At 56.7% G+C, this 19,376-nt stretch carries 13 protein-coding genes and 1 riboswitch; of the genes, 7 read left to right on the forward strand and 6 right to left on the reverse strand.

Going from position 1 to position 19,376, the window contains the following annotated elements; all coding sequences use genetic code 11:
• Window positions 1-97: 97 nt before the first annotated feature.
• From B7G66_RS15340 to B7G66_RS15350, 3 genes are all read right to left on the reverse strand, one after another.
• Window positions 98-2,164: a phosphocholine-specific phospholipase C gene (locus B7G66_RS15340; RefSeq protein ID WP_003619263.1), complete on the reverse strand. Its 2,067-nt coding sequence runs from the start codon at window positions 2,162-2,164 to the stop codon at window positions 98-100.
• A gap of 262 nt (window positions 2,165-2,426) precedes the next feature.
• Window positions 2,427-3,386, reverse strand: coding sequence for an aliphatic sulfonate ABC transporter substrate-binding protein (locus tag B7G66_RS15345; protein ID WP_003619265.1), 960 nt, complete (start codon window positions 3,384-3,386; stop codon window positions 2,427-2,429).
• Between the two features lie 13 nt (window positions 3,387-3,399).
• Complete coding sequence (locus B7G66_RS15350; protein ID WP_080545517.1) at window positions 3,400-5,865, reverse strand: TonB-dependent receptor; 2,466 nt, start codon at window positions 5,863-5,865, stop codon at window positions 3,400-3,402.
• Between the two features lie 273 nt (window positions 5,866-6,138).
• Here B7G66_RS15350 and B7G66_RS15355 point away from each other — a divergent pair, with 273 nt between their 5' ends.
• The 3 genes from B7G66_RS15355 to B7G66_RS15365 all read left to right on the forward strand — a co-directional run bounded on the left by B7G66_RS15355 (window position 6,139) and on the right by B7G66_RS15365 (window position 9,892).
• Window positions 6,139-6,993, forward strand: coding sequence for an ABC transporter permease (locus B7G66_RS15355; RefSeq protein ID WP_003619269.1), 855 nt, complete (start codon window positions 6,139-6,141; stop codon window positions 6,991-6,993).
• Window positions 6,986-7,738: an ABC transporter ATP-binding protein gene (locus B7G66_RS15360; protein ID WP_003619271.1), complete on the forward strand. Its 753-nt coding sequence runs from the start codon at window positions 6,986-6,988 to the stop codon at window positions 7,736-7,738. The genes B7G66_RS15355 and B7G66_RS15360 overlap by 8 nt, the downstream gene beginning before the upstream one ends.
• Before the next feature lie 210 nt (window positions 7,739-7,948).
• A complete protein-coding gene (locus B7G66_RS15365; RefSeq protein ID WP_003619274.1) occupies window positions 7,949-9,892 on the forward strand; it encodes a CocE/NonD family hydrolase in 1,944 nt (647 codons plus the stop codon).
• A gap of 163 nt (window positions 9,893-10,055) precedes the next feature.
• On the opposite strand, the gene B7G66_RS15370 is transcribed toward B7G66_RS15365, so the two are convergent.
• The gene (locus B7G66_RS15370) at window positions 10,056-11,408 is read right to left on the reverse strand and encodes a voltage-gated chloride channel family protein (protein WP_003619275.1); all 1,353 of its coding nucleotides are present in this window, start codon (window positions 11,406-11,408) and stop codon (window positions 10,056-10,058) included.
• A 136-nt stretch (window positions 11,409-11,544) separates the two neighbouring features.
• Window positions 11,545-11,627: riboswitch (Fluoride riboswitch) on the reverse strand.
• 321 nt (window positions 11,628-11,948) lie between these two features.
• On the opposite strand from B7G66_RS15370, the gene B7G66_RS15375 reads away from it, so the two are divergent.
• Window positions 11,949-13,361 carry a M20 family metallopeptidase gene (locus tag B7G66_RS15375; protein WP_040511826.1) on the forward strand — a complete coding sequence of 471 codons (1,413 nt, stop codon included), beginning with the start codon at window positions 11,949-11,951 and terminating at the stop codon, window positions 13,359-13,361.
• A 160-nt stretch (window positions 13,362-13,521) separates the two neighbouring features.
• Here B7G66_RS15375 and B7G66_RS15380 read toward each other — a convergent pair whose 3' ends face one another.
• Both B7G66_RS15380 and eat read right to left on the reverse strand, forming a co-directional pair.
• Complete coding sequence (locus B7G66_RS15380; RefSeq protein WP_040511827.1) at window positions 13,522-14,388, reverse strand: 23S rRNA (adenine(2030)-N(6))-methyltransferase RlmJ; 867 nt, start codon at window positions 14,386-14,388, stop codon at window positions 13,522-13,524.
• 51 nt (window positions 14,389-14,439) lie between these two features.
• Window positions 14,440-15,858 (reverse strand): ethanolamine permease, encoded by a 1,419-nt coding sequence (gene eat / locus B7G66_RS15385; protein WP_003619278.1) that lies wholly within the window; start codon window positions 15,856-15,858, stop codon window positions 14,440-14,442.
• Between the two features lie 192 nt (window positions 15,859-16,050).
• Here eat and B7G66_RS15390 point away from each other — a divergent pair, with 192 nt between their 5' ends.
• Genes B7G66_RS15390 through eutC form a run of 3 tightly spaced genes read left to right on the forward strand, consistent with a single transcriptional unit; the run spans window position 16,051 to window position 19,249 of the window.
• Window positions 16,051-16,989 carry a polysaccharide deacetylase family protein gene (locus B7G66_RS15390; protein WP_003619279.1) on the forward strand — a complete coding sequence of 313 codons (939 nt, stop codon included), beginning with the start codon at window positions 16,051-16,053 and terminating at the stop codon, window positions 16,987-16,989.
• Window positions 16,990-17,034: 45 nt separating this feature from the next.
• Complete coding sequence (locus tag B7G66_RS15395; protein WP_003619280.1) at window positions 17,035-18,456, forward strand: ethanolamine ammonia-lyase subunit EutB; 1,422 nt, start codon at window positions 17,035-17,037, stop codon at window positions 18,454-18,456.
• Entirely contained in the window at window positions 18,449-19,249 is an 801-nt protein-coding gene (gene eutC / locus B7G66_RS15400; RefSeq protein WP_003619281.1) for an ethanolamine ammonia-lyase subunit EutC, read from the forward strand. The genes B7G66_RS15395 and eutC overlap by 8 nt, the downstream gene beginning before the upstream one ends.
• Window positions 19,250-19,376: the final 127 nt, after the last annotated feature.

Raw genomic sequence — 19,376 nt, forward strand, 5'->3', positions numbered from 1 at the left:
CAAACACAAGGGATACAAGTTTTTTTGATGAAAATTTAAATATATTTTTGCATGTTCTTGGACGGACACTTAGAAATATCTCGACAAGGGTGAAATTTTATTTGCTATAGCGTCCAATTGCCGGGTCTGTTGTGCTGTTGCTTCCTGTTTCAATATGTCCAGCAATATGCCATCGAATATGGTGATGATGCTTGTTGCGTAAGATCAGGTCATACCACCCGGATGTGTGCCGTGTATCAACCTCGATACAAACAGGGGCGGGGGTGGGGGCATAATCCGTCACATGGCCTGTATAACCATTTTCTATCTTCAGATGAGTGAATGGGGAATGGAATGTAAGAATGCAGATGCCACGCTTGGGGTCATTTTCTGTTGAAATCGATGTCTTTCCATAATCATGATGCATGTATCCCGAAAAGCTACGAAAGAAGCCATTAGGGCCATGGATATCGATGTCATAATGACCGTGCTTTGTTGTCCACCTGTCTGCAAGGGTGCTTCCCGGCTGGACACTATAGGATCGGGGCTGGGTATTGTCGGTAATGTCACGGACATGAAAAACTGCTGCGGCTTTTCCGGTATTGATAAAAACAAGACTTATTTCCTTATCCGAATTGTCAATCTCTGCCGTCACATGCAAATCATAGGGAAGGGGCCGGGCACGACGGATGCCGGGTTCCTGGATCGGCATGGCCTGGTGCCGTGGAAGGGTGATGTTGGAATTGGGATGTGTTTTCTGGTCCTGTGGTGCGTAGGATTTGGTGGAGGGAAGGGCCGGAAGGATCGTATTGGGATTCGTAAAATCAAATGCTGATGTCAGGTCGCCGCAGATGGCGCGCCGCCATGGGGTGATTTGAGTTTCCATAAGCGTTGGATGTTCGTCCCCGAACCGACGTTCAATGAAGCGGATGAGGGAGGTATGATCAAACACTTCTGAGTTGACCCAGCCTCCTTTACTCCATGGAGAAATGACCAGCATGGGAACGCGTGGCCCAAGGCCATATGGGCCTGCATCATGCGTGGCGTTACCTGGAAAAATCTCATGTTCTGGTGAAATGTTGGATTGTCCCTGCATTGGATGCGCCGGTGGGGTGGGGGGCATGACATGGTCAAAAAAACCATCATTTTCATCATATGTAATGAACAGCGCTGTGCGGCCCCATATATCCGGATTGGACGTCAATGTCTCGATGATCCGCGAGATGAACCAGGCCCCGTAATTTGCAGGCCAATTTGGATGTTCATCATATGCATTGGGGCACATCAACCATGAAACTTGTGGCAGTGTACCATTGGTCACATCTTTCTGTAGGTCATCAAACAGCGTGCCGGAAACGGCAATGTTCGTACCGGTTCGTGCTTTGCGCGCCAGTGGACTTTGTATCGTTGCATTCTGGTAATTGACAAAGCGCAGTAGCGTATTGTTGGCAGAGTTCCCGATATAATGGTTTGGGTCATCGCCCCAGTTGTTTGCTGCTGTCAGGCCGCTGCCAACATCCTGATAGATTTTCCATGACAGACCCGCATGCTCCAGCCGTTCTGGTAAGGTGTGCCAGTCACAGACCATGTCATTCGTGTCAAGTTGCGGTCCATATCCCTTGCCGTCATTGCCTGTCCATCCGGTGAACATATAATTGCGGTTGGGGTATGTCGGTCCCATGACCGAGCAATGATAGCTGTCACAGATGGTGAATGCATCTGCCATGGCATAATGGAACGGAATGTCGGTGCGGTTGAAGTGTATCATGGTTGACGGCGTCTTGTGTGCAACCCACTCGTCCCATCGCCCCTGGTTCCAGGCGCGATGTGTACTGTTCCAGTCATGGGGGGTATCCCCAATGAAGCTCAGGCCCAGATTGTCGCTGGCAGGGCGAAAAGGCAGCAGGACATCTTTGCCATATGGCTGTCTCCAGACGGGTTGTCCGTTGAGTAATCGCATCGCCCGTGGATCACCAAAGCCACGCACGCCCGACAAAGTCCCATAATAATGATCAAAGGAGCGGTTTTCCTGCATGAGGATGATAACGTGTTCCACATCCTTGATGGAGCGTGTGCGGGTATTGGCAGGTAGGGCAAGTGCCAGCCGAATGCTCTCCTGAAGTGCGGTGACAGTCGCGCCTGCTCCAAGAAATTTTAAAAAGGAACGGCGATCCGACCGTTGCATGGCATGCTCCTAAGGTAACATCAGGAAGGAAGATGTTATCTTAGGGTAATTTATGTTCAGGAAGTGTACGGTTTGAATGAAGATTTTATGACAGCGGACGGCGTCCAAAACCCTTTCGGAATGGTTCAATCAAATCCCGGGGCTTCTTTGACTGATGAATTTCTGGCCCCGGAATATGTGTGTTTCTTGTAAAGATATTTATTGGATGGATATTCCCTGAATGGGTTTCATGTCTTGGGTCTATGAAACCTGTGTCTGGATGTTACCTGTCCAGTTGGGCGATACTTTTCCTGATATCAGGCTGGGTGGTAATCAGCTTTTCCTTGTAGAACGCCGCTGCGATGGCCTCTTGCTGCGCAATCGCGTCGTCATCCATGGTGTTGAATCTGAAGGTCAGTTTTTCAACGGAATTCCCCACAATGTCCGGTGACAGACCAGTACTGCTGGCAAGGATATGCGTTACATCTTCCTTGTGTGTCTGTGCCCAGTTGTCGCATTCAATGATGGCATTTCTGACGATGGACAAAAGGTTGGGATTGTTTTTGTAAAATGGAAGGCTGGCAAGATAGAATGCCATCGCCCCTTTGATGTCTGCGCCCGTGGCAAGGGGGCGGACCTTCTGACCTACGGCGGAAAGGTAGGGGTCCCATATGGCCCATGCGTCAATGGTTCCTGCCTCAAACGCCGGTCTTGCCGCCGCAGGCAACAGGTAGGAAAGGTGAATGTCATGGAATGACAGGCCTTTTTGCAAAAGGGATGACAATAGCAGCCAGTTGGCGTCCGATCCCCTTGTTACGGCGACTTTCTTGCCTTTCAGGTCTTCAATGCTGCGGATTGGGCTGTCGTCATGGACGATGATTGCCTCACTCGATCCGCATTTGGGTTCATGTCCGAAATATACAATTGAATCCGGTATGTTCGCCTGTGCAAATACGGGGGGCAGATCGCCAGTCTGTCCTATATCTATTGCACCTGCGGCCATGGCTTGCAGCAATGGTGGCCCGGCAGGAAATTGTGACCATTCAACCGCAATGCCTGTATTGGCAAGTGCCGTCTCCAGAAATCCTTTTTCCTTGAGCAGGATAAGCGTACCATATTTCTGGTATCCGATCCTGATTGTCTGGGGCGCAGCAAATGCTTTCTTTCCCATCGACATGCTGGCAAGGGCAGACAGCGTGAATGTCATTAAGCTGCGTCGGTCCAGCATCATCCTGTTTTCCATAAAAACGTTCCCTTCAAAGGTGATAGGTAAATTCACCGCCAAACATGGCGGGATCACCCAGTTGCCCGTAAAACATTCCCCCGTGGGCCTGTGGGGTCATTGTAATGAAATAGCGTTTGTCCAGCATGTTATGTCCCCAGAAACTGACATCCCATTTCCCGGAACGTGGGCGTGCACCGATATGGGCGTCAAACAGGCCATACGGCGCGATCCGGGTATAGGCAGATTCTGATGGGTCTGCGTAATAGCTGCTGCGATAGGTATAGTCTCCACCGATATAGAGCAGGAGATCCGATCCCCAGTGTGACGATGTGGGCAGGAACGATTGAAACGGGATTGTATATTCCAATCCGGCGGATAGGTTCCATTTGGAATTAAGGGGAATCTGGTTTCCAGAAAGATCGCGCATGGTTTTGATATTTGAGGACTCAAGCGGCTGTGTCGCATTTCTAAACGATGCATAGAAGGCATCGGTGTAGGCAGCGGAGAGGCGTCCTTCCAGCCCCGGTGCAATCGTTCCGCGCGCATCAAGTTCGAATCCCCGTGAAACCACGTGCTTTGCGTTGGTAAGATAGGAAATAATCGTGCCTGTAGGCGTATAATAGCTGGCGCTGGTGATATAGTTATGGACGTTATTCCAAAATGCCGATGCGTTCACCAGCAGCCTTTTGTTGAAGAAGGCGTTCTTGACCCCAAATTCAAACATGTCATTCAGTTCAGGCTTCACATCGGGATTTGCCCCTTGTGAAACATTCAGGTTGGCCACATTGATTCCCCCGTTTCTGACGCCACGACTGTATGTCGCATACAGCAGGTGTGCCTCACTGGGCCGGTAAACCAGACTTAGGCTACCGCTGGGTTCCGTTTCACGGTGAAACGCACGATAAGACATGGCCGATCCAAACATGGAATTGCGCAATGTCGCGGCCGTACGGGCATCCGTTGCCGACAGACCTGCAAATGACGCGCCTGAACTTGTGCTGGACTCATACCCTCCTGATTTGGTTACGAAAGAATACCGGAAGCCGCCTTCGATCGTCAGTTGGCGGTTGATCTGGTATTTCGCCCTTACATATCCAGCAAGGGAATTCGTGACCGGATCGTCTGATGCGCTATATCCATATCCGTTCAGGGCGGCATTATAGACGGCCGGGCTGTATCCATAACCATAATATTTCGCCCCTTGTGGCGTGATAGCGTCATAGATTGAATCAGGTACGGCTTCGTACATGTAAAATACCCCGCCGCTGACCTGCCATGGTCGGTTTTCTGGTGAAGATATACGCAGCTCTTCGGTGGCATGCTGTTCATATACCTGATTGTTTCCGGCGGTCTGGGCCCATATGCCCGGAATGATACCCGTGCCACCGGTATAGGCATTGTGGGGATACCAGTACCAGGTTCGCCACGCCGCGATGTTTTCCAGCTTCCAGCCGTGCGCAAGCCGATAATTGAGGTCAAGCGACACGCCATAGGATTCCTGGTCATAGGCCTGGCTGCCTGGTCCGCTGATCAGCATGTCACGAAAGCTGTGCGCCGGGATTGCCGTCGCCCCCGCATAGGCCGCGCGTTGTGCATAGGTCCCGGCAATCGCCGCGCCGTTGGCGTAATGCGACAGCATGGTGGAGGGAACGGACACGCAGCAACTGCCGCGCATGTGGGTATAATCGGCGATCAGACGCAGACTCAATCTGTCCGTCGGGTTCGCGAGTATCTGTCCCTTGACGCCGATATCATGATAATCCTGATACATGCGACCAGTCGTCACATTTTTTATATACCCATCACGATTATTGGAAAAACCTGAGATACTGTAGGCAACCTTGTCACTGTTTCCGATCGCCCCTGTTGCGCGGAGCCGTATATTCCCCGTGTTATAGCTGCCGTAATCCCCGGTGACGCTATACTGTCGCTTGAATGACGGGGCGGCTGTGGTGATATTGATCATCCCGCCATCGTTATCGACGCCACCACGTGTCGCCTGCGGCCCCTTGAGCACTTCGAACCCACTCAGGTCACTGATATCGTAAAGGGCAGATCCCGGTCGTGTCTGGTAAACTCCGTCGATATAAACCGCCGTCCCGTTTTCCAGCCCGTCCTGCGCCGTGGAACTGAAATTCCCAAGCCCACGTATATTGATTGCCGTATTACGTGGGTTCGTGACCTGAAGGGTAACGGACGGCATCAGTTTCTGCGCCTGTTGAAGATTGGTGATCTGGTGTGACTGCAGGTCTTTTTCCGTCACGGTTGTGACGGAAACCGGGTCATTTTGGTGTGCAAGCGCCTGACGTCGGGATGTCGAGGCCGCAGCACGCACATGTATGGTTTCCATGCTGCTGCCTTTGGCATTTGCTGTGGTGTCTCTGGCGGCGCCTGGTCTGCCTTGGGCGTGGTGGGTTGCGTGTGGTGTGCCGGTCAGGTCGGCTGCATGGGCGTCAGCAGCGCTGAACAGGCAACAGGCAAAAAGGGTCGAGGTCATGACAAGGCGTTCCGGGGCGTTAAGGGCCGCACGGTTCGTCATGTGCCGGGATGTTGGATTCTGCCTGTTTGTGAAAGCCATGAAACAACACTACCGAATCGGTTGAAGGTAAAACAACATCCAATGATCGTGAAAAATTAGCAATAGTTTCGTAAATATGCATTGACATTAGTTATATGATGGATTTGCATGATCAGGGGCGTGAAAGCGCGACAGGAGCAAGGCGCGTGAGGGGCCACAGGTGCTTACGGGTCAGGAGGATTAATCAGGCGCATGAAGGAATTAACGGGAATCAGCGCGCAATGCCGACATGACGTGACAGACCGCGTGCAACAGCCCGCCGCGGATCGTGCGCGCGCGGGGCTGTGGCGCCATGGGTGGCAGCGTTATGTATCATCCGTGATCGTGCTTTGTGCATGGCAGGCCGCGTCCTGGGGGGGCATCATCCCGCCGCGCATCCTTTCATCACCCCTTCAGATCCTGCAGACGGGGTGGGGATTGGTCGGTGATGGGACTTTGCCCGCCAATCTGGAAATATCGCTCCTGCGGGCATCGGCAGGGCTGGGGCTGGCTGTGGTGGTGGGGGTGGTCCTGGCGCTTGTGGCGGGCCTGTCGCGTGTGGGGGAAAACATTGTGGACGCCCCGCTGCAGGTGGTCCGTACGTTGCCCGCGCTGGCATTGGTGCCACTGTTTATCCTTTGGTTCGGGATTGGGGAATGGCCCAAGATCCTGCTGGTCGCATTGGGGGCAATGTTTCCCGTCTATCTCAACCTGCATAAGGGAATACGCGCCGTGGACCCAAAGCTGATGGAAATGGCGTCGATCCTGGGTCTGTCGCGATGGGCAACCATCCGGTTCGTTGTGATCCCGGGTGCCATGCCTGATTTCCTGATCGGCCTGCGTTTTGCCGTCGGGATTTCATGGCTGATGCTTGTGGTGGCGGAACAGGTCAATGCGGAAAGTGGGATCGGCCATATGATGATGGATGCGCAGGACTTCTTGCGCACTGACATCATCCTTGTCGGCCTCGTGATTTATGGCGTGCTGGGATTGGTGTCCGATCAGGTCGTACGGTTTTTGGAAACACGTCTTCTGTCATGGCGACCCGCCAGCGAAAGGAATGCGTGACATGGTGCAGTCCCAACAAACCCCGCATATTGTGCAGCAGCGTGGTGAGGTGCAGGTGCGTGCGCTCATGCATCGTTTCGGTGCAGGGCGACCCGTGCTGGACAACCTTGACCTGACGATCAGGGCGGGGGAGTTCGTCGCTCTGCTTGGCAGGAGTGGTTCGGGAAAATCTACACTGTTACGCATGCTCGCCGGGTTGGGGCAGCCCACGCGTGGGGAGGTGCATGTCCCATCAAACAAGGCGGTTGTGTTCCAGGAAAGCCGCCTGTTGCCATGGATGCGTGTATGGCAGAACGTCGCGCTGGCTACCCTGCCGGAAGGAAAGGCCGATCGTACTCGTGCAGAACGCCTGCTGGGGGAGGTCGGGTTGTCGCATCGGACGGATGCATGGCCCCTGACGCTGTCGGGGGGGGAGGCGCAGCGGGTCGCCCTGTCGCGTGCGCTGGTGCGTGATCCGGATTTCATCATGCTCGATGAACCCTTTGGCGCGCTGGATGCACTGACACGCCTGCAGATGCAGCATCTGGTATTGCGGCTATGGGCGCGGCATGCCTGTTCGATCCTGCTGGTAACACATGATGTGGACGAGGCGCTTTTGCTGGCGGATCGGGTATTGGTGTTGCAAGAGGGGCATATCCATATGGATGTGTGCATCGACATACCCCGTCCACGCCACCATGCCGACCCTGATTTTGAGGCATTGCGCACGACGCTGCTCAATGCCTTGGGGGTTTTTGTGGATTAGCAGGTCATTGATCGGGGCAATGAAATCTGGTGGAAAAAGTATTTTTTGAAAATATGACCTGACTTGTGGAGATTTCTGGATACGGATTCACCAAAATATTTTCCATATCCCGTGTGATGTAGCGTGAAAATATCGTGGGTGTTCAAACGGTTTGTGCAGGGGATTTTTTTGTGACACAATCGTATCGAAACCCATGTAACCGAGATCCCGATGACCCCAGGATACCGTCCCCCGGCCTTCAGAACGCTGCTTCTGCTTTCCGCCCTCGTGCTTCCTGCGTTATTGCCACCCGGCAGTGCCCATGCGGATGCCGTGGGGGAGGCCACGACCAAAAGTGGCTATGTCGTGAAAGAAGTGATGATTGCCATGCGCGATGGCGCGCATCTGCAGACCGTGATCGTCACCCCCGCCCACCAGAACGGTCCCTTGCCGATCCTGATTACCCGTACACCATATGGTGTGCCGGATCAGGGGATCGTCGATCGGGAATCCATCAAGCCCGTCTCCAGGGAATTGCCAAGCTGGCAGGCCTTCCAGAAGGACGGCTACATCATGGTTTATCAAAATCTCAGGGGGCGGTTCAAGTCCGAAGGTGAGTTCCTCAAGACCTCGCGCTATGACAAGAACGATCCCAAGCAGGCCAATGAGGTCAATGACGCCTGGGATACCATTGACTGGTTGGTGAAAAATGTCCCGCAGAATAATGGCCGTGTCGGGATCTATGGGGTTTCCTATGCTGGTCTGACGGCCGGCCTGACGCTTTTGAACCCGCATCCCGCGCTTAAGGCGATCAGTGAGCAGGCGTCCCCCGCGGATCAGTGGATGAATGATGATGATCATCATTATGGTGCGCTCAGGGAAGCCTATACATTTGAATATACCGTATTGGAGGAGGCGAGCCGGACTGCGAACACAAACTTTGATTTCAGTAAACATGATGTCTATGACTGGTATCTTTCGCTTGGTCTGCTAACGAATATCAATGCGAAATACCTGCATGGCAAACTTGATTACTGGAACAGCGTCATGGCGCATCCAGATTATGATGCGTTCTGGAAAGAGGAAGCATGGGTTAACAAGGTTCATGCCTCCACTGTTCCAAACCTGAATGTCGCGGGTTTCTGGGATCAGGAGGACCCGTGGGGGCCGTGGAAAATATTCCGTGGGGCAGAACAGCATGACCCGGACAACACGAATTTCATTGTCGGTGGTCCATGGTATCATGGTGGCTGGCAGCGGACGGATGGGGAAAATATCGGCCTGCTGCCCATGGGCGGGCACAGGACGGCTGAGGAATTCCGCGGACAGATAGAAGCCCCCTTCTTTCGCTATTACCTGCATGAAAAAGGGGAAAAGCCGAACTGGAAGGCCAAGATGTTCGAAACCGGCTCGAACGAGTGGCGCCAGTACGCGACATGGCCGCCTGCGGGTGCAACGCTGAAGGAACTGTATTTCCATTCCGACGGCACGTTGTCCTTTACCGCGCCAAAGTCTGGCGAGGTCGCATTCAGGCAATATGTGTCGGACCCGGCCAATCCCGTTCCCTATCGTACGCGTCCGATTTCGCCCACCTATCCCACGCCGGAATGGCGGACCTGGGAAACCAATGACCAGCGCTTTGTCGATCATCGCCCTGACGTGCTGACCTTCACCAGTGCGCCGCTTGAAGAGGATCTGCGCGTTGCAGGCCCGCTGGAGGCGCACCTGTTCGCGTCTACGTCCGGTCGGGATTCGGATTTCGTGGTGAAACTTATTGATGTCTTCCCCGAAAAAGACCAGAAGGCTTTCGTCGCGCATCCTGATGCTGCGACATGGGCGGATTCCCTTGATGGATATGAACTGCCCATCGCCATGGAGGTCCGGCGCGGGCGTTACCTGCATGATTTCTCGCATCCTGCACCGCTTGTCCCAGGCAAGGTCGAGGATTGGGAGGTGCCGTTGCGTGACCACGATCATGTATTCCTCAAGGGGCATCGCGTGATGGTGCAGGTGCAATCCACCTGGTTCCCGCTGATCGACCGTAATCCGCAGACATGGATGGAGAGTATCTATCAGGCAAAGGAAGCGGATTTCCGCCCTGCCACGCAAAAGGTTTTCGCAACCCCCGCCAGCCCGTCACATATCACGCTACCCGTGCTTCCCGCAGGGGATTAAGCCCGCCGGTCCTGATATCGGGTGATGAAACCCCTTGGATGATGCCTTGTGAAAAGGCATCATCTTTTCAGGATGTTTTTGAAAAAACCGTATCCAAATGAGGCTGTTGGGAGCTGATTTGGTCAACTGGCATATGCTGTGTCGTGATGGTTTTCAGGGCATTTCATGGGTGGCTTTTTTCAGGCACGCCCATCAGGCTTCGCGCCTGCCGCAGGGGCATGTTCGCCACGATCAGCGGATGGGTATGTTTCGTGACCCCCACCCGTTGGGACAGGTAGATGCCTGAATGGCCCGAACATAGGTAGGCCACGAAGCAGCCTGTGGCGATATAGACAATATCAGTTGCCCCAAACAGTTCGACCCCCATAAAAGTACAGGCCAGCGGTGTATTGGCGGCCCCAGCGAAAACCGCGACAAAACCCACACTGGCCAGCAGGTCGGCGGGAACGCCCAGTATGCCGGACAATGTATTGCCCAGGCCCGCACCAATGAAGAACAGGGGCGTGACTTCGCCGCCCTTGTATCCCGTCGCCAGCACAACAACCGTGAACAGCAGCTTGTAAAGCCAGCTCCACGTATAATCACCCGCGTGAAAGAAGTTTACGATCGACGGCGCGTCATGTCCCATGGACACGACACCAAGGCCAAGGTAATCGCGCGACCCGACAAGATAGACCAGCAGAATGGTTGCGACGCCACCAATGGCCGGACGTAGCCATGGGACAGGGCAGGCGCGACGGACCAGCGGGGTCAGGCGATGGATGCCCTCCGCAAACAGCAGGCTGGTAAGGCCGAAGCAGATTGCGGCAAGTCCAACCTTGATCAACAGGGCAGGGTGCGTGTGAAAGACGCTGCCGCCCCAGTCAGGAATAATGCCGGATGCCACGTGGTAGGACGTATGGTGGATCCCCCAGGCGTGGCATACCCAATCGGCCAGGATGGAGGAAAAAGCAGCAGGTAGTAGGGGGCGGTAGTTGATCTGTCCGATACTTAAGACCTCCAGCGCGAAGATCGCCCCGGCAATGGGGGTTCCAAAAACCGCCCCAAAACCTGCGGCCACGCCCGATACCAGCACAATGCGCACCGCATCGTGGTCCAGTCTGAACAGACGGCCAAAGCCGGATGCAATGCTGCCCCCGATCTGTACGGCTGTCCCTTCGCGGCCGACAGATGCACCAAACAGGTGGCTGATGACGGTGGCAACAAGGACGAGGGGGGCCATGCGCAGGGGGACGCCCCCTCCGGGTTCATGGATCTGGTCAATGATCAGGTTGTTCCCGCCCTCAGCACATCGCCCGAGATGGTGATAGGTCAGTCCAACACCTACACCAGCCAGCGGCAGCAGCCATAGCAGGCCCGGATGGGCGATGCGGTCGTTTGTAACCTGGTCCAGTAGCCAAAGAAATATCGCACATAATGTACCAATACACGCAGACATCGGTGCGAGAAGCCCCCCCCATTTCAGAAGGACGCGCATGTTTACCGCCGACAGCGTGATGAGCCGGGAAAGATTCATGGGAAAATATGCCTGTGCAGGATTGGGGATGGCGTCCCGGCAGCCGGCGCATGGCCAAGGCTGACAAGTGACGGACGGAGGTCGTGGGACGGGTATTTCATGGCTCTGTACAAATTCCTCCCTCTGTTGCCGTTATGGCGAGGTAGGAATCATCAGCCCAAGGGGCGGTTCGGTTCGCCGTGAAGGCTGCACCTGGCAGAGTCCATTGCCGGGTGACAGGATGCGTTTTGCACGATGTGAAAGTCAACCCATGTGATGCCCTGATCCCTGATCCTGCGTGTGCGAAGATGCGCCTGTCTCGGGTCATGCGATCTGTATGTGATGTGGCTGTATGTGATGCGACTGGCATGCGCAACGCGGAGCGTATAATGTTGCCACTCCCGCCCTGGTTGGCGGGGGCGGGGATCGGATCGCGCGATGTTCCTTCCGGCAGGGCGGGCGTGGATGCCTTGTTTTCCTGCCGCATGGCCCATTGTTGCGGCATCCATGTGCGATGCCAGCCCGAAAAGCGGCGAAACCAGTTTTGTGCGGTGGGGAAACATGAAAAATACCGATGAAATATGGGGCGGCGTGGATGCGCTTGGGGCGGCATTTTGTGGTTTTGCCGACCGCATATGGGATACGCCCGAACTTGCATATGACGAATATCGCTCTGTCGAGACACAGCGCGACATGCTTGAACGCAATGGGTTCAGGGTTACGCGCAACCTTGCGGGAATCCCTACCTCCGTCATGGGGGAGGCAGGTGAGGGCGGCCCGGTCATCGCCTTCCTTGGTGAATTCGATGCACTTCCCGGCTTGAGCCAGCAGGCCGGGGTCGCCAGTTGCAATCCGATGGACGGGACGTCCAACGGCCATGCCTGCGGGCATAACCTGCTGGGCGGGGGCGCGATGCTGGCGGCCACGGCGCTGAAGAACTGGATGGCGGAAAAGGGGATGCCCGGACGGGTGCGCTATTACGGCTGCCCGGCGGAAGAAGGCGGCGCGGCCAAGACCTTCATGGTGCGTGATGGCGTGTTCGATGACGTGGATATCGCGCTGTCATGGCATCCGGGGTCGATCATGGGGCCGTTCTATCCGGCCTCCCTTGCCAATACGCGCATCGACTTTACATTCCTTGGGCGCGCATCGCATGCGGCGGCGGCACCGCATCTGGGTCGTTCCGCCCTTGATGCGGCGGAACTCATGAATATTGGCGCCAACTACCTGCGTGAACATATGCCATCGTCCGCGCGGGTTCATTATGCCTATATGGATGCAGGGGGGCAGGCCCCCAATGTGGTGCAATCGCGGGTCACGATCCGTTACCTTGTACGGGCCGATGACCTGCGGCAGTTGCGCGAACTGGTCGAACGGGTGCGCGCGATTGCCCAGGGCGCGACCCTGATGACCGAAACAACAGTGCAGGAACGTGTCGTAAGCGCGGTTTCCAACCTGATGGGCAATCTGCCGCTGGAAGATACGCTGTTCGCCAACCTTACCCGTCTTGGCCCGCCTGTATATGCACCTGAGGATTACGACTTTGCACGAGAGATCCAGGAAACCCTAAGTGCGCAGGATATCCGGGCGGCCTATCTGGCGGCGGGTGTTCCCCCCCGTGATGGCAGCCCTTTATGTGAAGTGATTGCACCGCGTGAGTTCGTGCCGCCGCCATTCGGGTCCACTGATGTGGGGGATGTCAGTTGGGCGGTGCCAACGGTCCAGGCCTGGGGGGCGACATGTGCCATCGGGACGCAGTTGCATTCATGGCAGATGACGGCACAGGGCAAGAGCGGTATCGCTCATAAGGGCATGGTCCATATGGCCAAGGTGCTGGCTGCGACGGGGCGGGACGTGCTGCAAGATCCGGTCCTGCTGGACCGTGTGAAGGCAGACCATGCCCAACGTCTGGCACAGGATCCCTATGTCTGCCCGCTGCCGCTGGATGTCATGCCGCCCATCGGGCAGGGATGACAATCGCGCAACAGGGATGGCAGAAAATACCATCGGGGCAGGCTGCCAGCCGCAAAGGTTTTTGGTAAATCTGTTTTCTGCTCTTCCTGAACAGGCATTGCCTGGTCAGGAATGAAGGCGATATCCTGAAATCCCCGCCAGTAGAACCCTTGCGCAGCGCTTATTCCGGCACGGCCCATTCCACATGTGACTCCGCTTGCCCATCCCCAAGGAAATGGCACAGCGATGTAAGGATGGTGCGAGCCTCTTCTTCAAAGCGGAAAGGAGGATTGGCGATGATGATGCCGCTGCCGTTCAGGCGTGACGGGTCCAGCGGTGGCCGTAACGTCAACTCAAGGGTCAGCAACTTGCGTTGTCCCGCATCCTTCAGGGTATTGACGAAGGCGCGGACGGGGGCGCGATGTTTTATGGGATACCACCCCGCGACAATGCCTGCGGGGAATCGCTGGCGTGCCGTCATGATGGCGGTGGCAAGGCGCTGGAACTCATCACCGCGTTCGAAAGGCGGGTCCATGAAGACCAGCCCGCGTTTTGCCTGCCGCGGGGGCAGCAGCGCCGTGATGGCTTCGTAACCATCGCGCCCATGTACGCTGACATGGCGATCATGGCGGAACAGATGGCGCAGTGTCTGCTGGTCTTCGGGGTGGAGTTCGCAACAGATCAGGCTGTCGCCCGGACGCAGAAGGCGTGCGACCAGAGCGGGGGAGCCGGGATAGGACAAGCGCCCTGCCTGCTCATCCCGCATGACCGTACGGATGATCCGCAGCCAGTTTTCCACGCCCGGTGCCGGGGCGGCGGCAGATGTGGGGTGGGATGGGGCGTCAAGCAGACGGCCGATGCCATCGCGCCATTCCCCTGTTGACTGTGCCTGTATGCTGGAAAGGTCATACAGGCCAGTGCCCGCATGGGTGTCGAGGACACAGAAGGGCGAAGGTTTGCGTCGCAGTACCTCGACCAACGCCATCAGCACGACATGTTTCATGACATCAGCGAAATTGCCCGCATGGTAGCTGTGTCTGTAATTCACGCTCTTTCGGCCCCACAGGTTGATCCACCCCACGCATGGGGTGGGTGAGTGTTAATGCATGGCCGTATCCTTTTCCATCGTCGCGCGGTTTTTTTGCCATCTTGCCAGTAGATGCATTCCAACGCCCGTTCCCATGATGAGGAGATAGAGGCCGAACGCCGCAGGGTTGCTGATGGCCATGCCCATAAACGACAGCACCGCGGCGACAAGGGCAAATCCGGGAATGATGGGATAACCCGGCGCGCGCCATGGGCGGTGCAGGTGCGGCTGCGTGTGGCGTAGTCGAAACAGGCTTCCCATGGCGAAGACATACATCGTCAGCGCCCCGAAGACGGACATGGTCACGATATTGGCCGTCAGCGGTTGTCCCCCGATGGTGACGTACTGGTCTGCATAAATCGCCACCAGTCCGACACTCCCCCCCACGAGTATCGCCGCCCATGGGGTTCCGAAACGTGGATGTACCCGTCCCAGCAGGGCCGGAAGATAACCTTCGCGCGCCATGGCATAGATCTGGCGTGAATATCCCATAATGATCCCGTGAAAGGAGGCGACGAGGCCGAACAGCCCCAGCCACACCAGCATGTGGACATACCCGCTGCGCGGTCCGACGACGCTCAGCATCGCCTGCGGCAACGGGTCATTCAGGTTTGCCAGTAATTTCCAGTTGCCAACACCGCCCGCCATGATCATGACACCAAACGCCAGCAGCATCAGTGTCGTGATCCCTGCGATATAGGCCATGGGGATGGTGCGTTGTGGTGCGCGTGCCTCTTCCGCCGTCATGGCCACACCTTCTATGGCAAGGAAGAACCAGATCGCGAACGGCACGGCGGCGAATATGCCGATGATGGCGTGAGGGGTGAACGTATCCGACCCCGCCCATCCGTCATGGATGAAATGCCCCCAGGAAAATCCTGGTGCGACCACGGCCATGAAGATCAGGAGTTCCACAATCGCGGCGATGGTGACGATCAGTTCGAATGTGGCGGCGATGCTGACGCCTGCGATATTGAGCGCCATGAAAATTACGTAGGCCCCGGTCGCCGCCATTTGCGCGGTGATGGATGGATATTGCACATGCAGATAGGCCCCGATCGCCAGTGCGATTGCCGGGGGGGCAAAGACAAGTTCCACGATGGAGGCGAACCCCGCGATAAAGGCCGGCACAGGCCCGTAAGCCGCCAGTACATAGGCAAATGGGCCACCGGCGCGTGGGATGGAGGTTGTCAGTTCGGTATAGGAAAAGATCAGCGCCGCATACATCAGCGCGACCATGACCGTCGTAATCAGGAATCCCAGTGTGCCCGCTGTGGCCCAGCCATAACTCCAGCCGAAATATTCGCCCGAAATGACAAGGCCGACCGCGATCCCCCACAGGTGAAAAGTCCCCAGTCGCCGTTGCAGGGAGGGCGCCCCCGTATGGGAATGGGGCGAATGCGAAGGCCGTTCGGAAGGTGATGCGGGCATTGTCCGAAATCGTGCGAGAGGTGGGATGGATGGCGGGCCATGGTGCGCGCGCCGTCATGATAGCGGGCCACGATGTCATATTATGTTATTATTATGTAATGATGTTGACGCCCCGGCAATGTGGGTGATGATGAAAAGAGATGTCCATCCCCGCCGCATGATCGGGATGGCGTACACGCATGCAGGACGGGAATGGTCATGGAGAGGAAAGTTTCGCGGCCGGATGGGAATGAACCATGGCAGTGGCCCGAAAGCCGGTGGCGCGGGATTGTCAACCGCGTCAGGGCCGGGCGCAGCCTGCGGCCGCCCTCATGGCCCGGTGGTGCCCGCTGTGCTTTTGCGGTTTCCTTGGATGCGGATCACGATACGATCCCCCTGCGCGATGGGGATGAAAGCCCCATGCGCATCAGTCAGGGTCATTATGGCAGCAGGCGTGGCATCCCGCGTATCCGCGCCCTGTTGCAGGCGGCGGGGATTCCGGCGACGTTCTTCTATCCCGCAGTATCGGCCATGCTGTATCCTGACGAAGTGCGGGCGTTGGTGGGCGACGGGCATGAAATAGGCATTCATTCATGGATACATGAACGCAATACCCTGCTCCCACCCGAGGATGAATTGCGTCTGTCATTGCGCGCGCGCGAAGTGCTTGCGGAGATTGGCGGCGTGGAACCCGTCGGCATGCGGACCGCAAGTTGGGATTTTTCCGTCCATACCATGTCCATCATCCAGCAGATGGGCTTACTGTATGACAGCAGCCTGATGGCGGATGACGACCCGTATGAACTCCTTGCCGATGGGCGGCCCACAGGAATTGTCGAACTGCCACCCGAATGGATACGTGACGATGCGATCTATTTCAATTTCGAACGGTTTTCCGCCCTGCGCCCCTACACGCCGCCTTCGGGCGTGGCGGAGGTTTTCCGGGCGGAGTTCGATGGGGCCTATGCCGAAGGCGGCCTTTTCCTGCTGACGCTGCATCCGCATGTCAGTGGACATCGCAGCCGGATTGGCATCATCTCCGACCTGATTGCCCATGCGCGTGCGCGCGGCAATGTGTGGTTTGCGACGCATGCCGATATTGCGCGATGGTGTATGGCAAACGCAACGTCGGGCGATGGCGCGGTCCCGTAATCACGTTGCGCATACGCCCGTTTTCGTATCGAAGGTCAGCATATCGTGGCATATTACGCATCCTTGGCAGGGGAGCGTTTTACGTTCCCCTCCCTCAAGCAGGTTCTGGCCCATGCCTCGCCTTATCGCAGTGGCGATGAACTGGCCGGGGTTGCCGCCCCAGATCCCGTGCGTCGCGCCGCCGCGTGCGAGGCGCTGGCCAATATCCCGCTTGCGGCATTCCTGAACGAGGTTCCGGTTGCCTATGAAGCGGACGAGGTCACGCGCCTGATTATTGATACCCATGATATGCGCGCCTTTGCCCCTGTATCGCACATGACCGTGGGGGAACTGCGTGACTGGCTTTTATGTCATGAAACCGACGGCGCGTGCCTGTCCGCCCTCGCCCCGGGACTGACGCCCGAAATGGTGGCGGGTGTCAGCAAGCTGATGCGTAATCAGGACCTTGTCGCGGTGGCGCGCAAGATCACTGTGAAAAGCGCATTTCGCAATACGCAGGGCCTGCCCGGACGCATGGGGTCGCGCCTGCAGCCCAATCATCCTGTGGACAGTCTGCCGGGAATTGCGGCGGCGATGCTTGATGGGCTGCTGCTTGGTGCGGGGGATGCGGTTGTGGGGATCAACCCGGCATCCGACAACATGGCCACCGCCCACGACGTCCTGTGCATGATCGAGGATGTACGCCTTCGTCATGCCATCCCGATGCAGCACTGCCTGCTGACGCATGTGACCAATACACTACAATTGATGGAACGTGGGACACCGGTTGACCTGGTGTTCCAGTCCATCGCCGGCACACAGGATGCGAATGCGGGTTTCGGGGTTTCGCTGTCCCTGCTGGAGGAGGCCCGCCTTGCCAGTTGTGCGCTGGGACGTGGCACGGTCGGCACGGATACCATGTATTTCGAAACGGGACAGGGGGCGGCGCTGTCGGCCGATGCCCATCATGGAATGGACCAGCAGACGGCAGAGGTCCGTGCCTATGCCGTTGCGCGTGCGTTTTCACCCTTGCTGGTCAATACCGTCGTCGGGTTCATCGGCCCGGAATATCTTTATGATGGCAAGCAGATTATCCGCGCGGGGCTGGAGGATCATTTCTGTGGCAAGCTGATGGGCCTGCCGATGGGCTGTGACGTCTGTTACACAAACCATGCGGAAGCCGATCAGGATGATATGGACAACCTGATGATGCTCCTGTGTACGGCAGGCGTGAATTTCCTTATCGCCGTCCCCGGCAGTGACGATATCATGCTTAATTACCAGAGCCTGTCCTATCATGATATCCAGACCTTACGCTCTGTCTTTGGTGTGCGTGCTGCGCCAGAGTTTGAAGACTGGCTCCGTATCCGTGGCCTGATCGACGGGCGGGGACGGATGCGTCTCAATTCCCCTGCCATGTTTGCCGATATGTTTTCCAATATGTATCCGGGCGGCGATGCCCGTTTGGGGAGGCATGGCGATGAGTAAGGCGCCTGTCGTGTCATGGGATATCCTGAGGGCGCAGACATCGGCGCGGATCGGGCTGGCACGCACGGGGGATACGATGTCAGGCGCGCATGTGCGGCAGTTCAGGCATGCGCACCTGCGTGCGCGGCATGCCGTGTCCATGGTGATGGAGGTATCACGCCTCGGGCTCGACCGGCCATGGATGGAGGTCGAAAGCGCAGCGCGTGACCGTGATGAATTTGTCCGTCGTCCCGACCTGGGGCGGCAGCTCTGCGCCGACAGCCGGGCACGCCTTGTGCAGGCGGGACATGATCGCGCGGTCTCTGGTCCTGATGCCTATGGTCCCGGGCGCTTCTATGACATCGTGTTTGTGATTGCCGACGGATTGTCGGCCCGCGCGGCAGAACGACAGGCGGCGGGGGTGCTGTCCGGGGTTTTGCCGCTTCTGACGGGGTGGCGTATCGCACCTCTGGTGGTTGCCCATCGTGCCCGTGTGGCGTTGGGCGATGAAATTGCCACCTGCCTGAACGCGTGCAGTGTGGTCATGATGATTGGCGAACGCCCCGGCCTTGAATGTGCCGAAAGCCTGAGCCTGTACATGACATGGAACCCGCATCCCGGCATGCGTGATTCCGCACGCAACTGCATTTCCAATATCCATGGACAGGGGGGACAGTCGCCGGTGACGGCGGCAAACCGCCTGGCATGGCTGCTGAAGAATGCGCGCCAATGCGGGTATAGCGGTATCAACCTCAAGGATGAAACCTGCCTTATCGAAGGGGGCGTCTCTTACGCATTATTAGGTAAAGGCTGAGGGTGGAGGCCTGGTAAGGCGTCTTATGGAGGACTGTTTTCAAAGAGGCCATTGGGCAGTGATGTCGAAGTTTACTTAGAGAGTGTTTGAAAACAAATCATTGATAAAAAACAGGAAAAGTTTTTGG

This window comes from Novacetimonas hansenii JCM 7643, from assembly GCF_000964405.1.
GTDB lineage: Bacteria > Pseudomonadota > Alphaproteobacteria > Acetobacterales > Acetobacteraceae > Novacetimonas > Novacetimonas hansenii.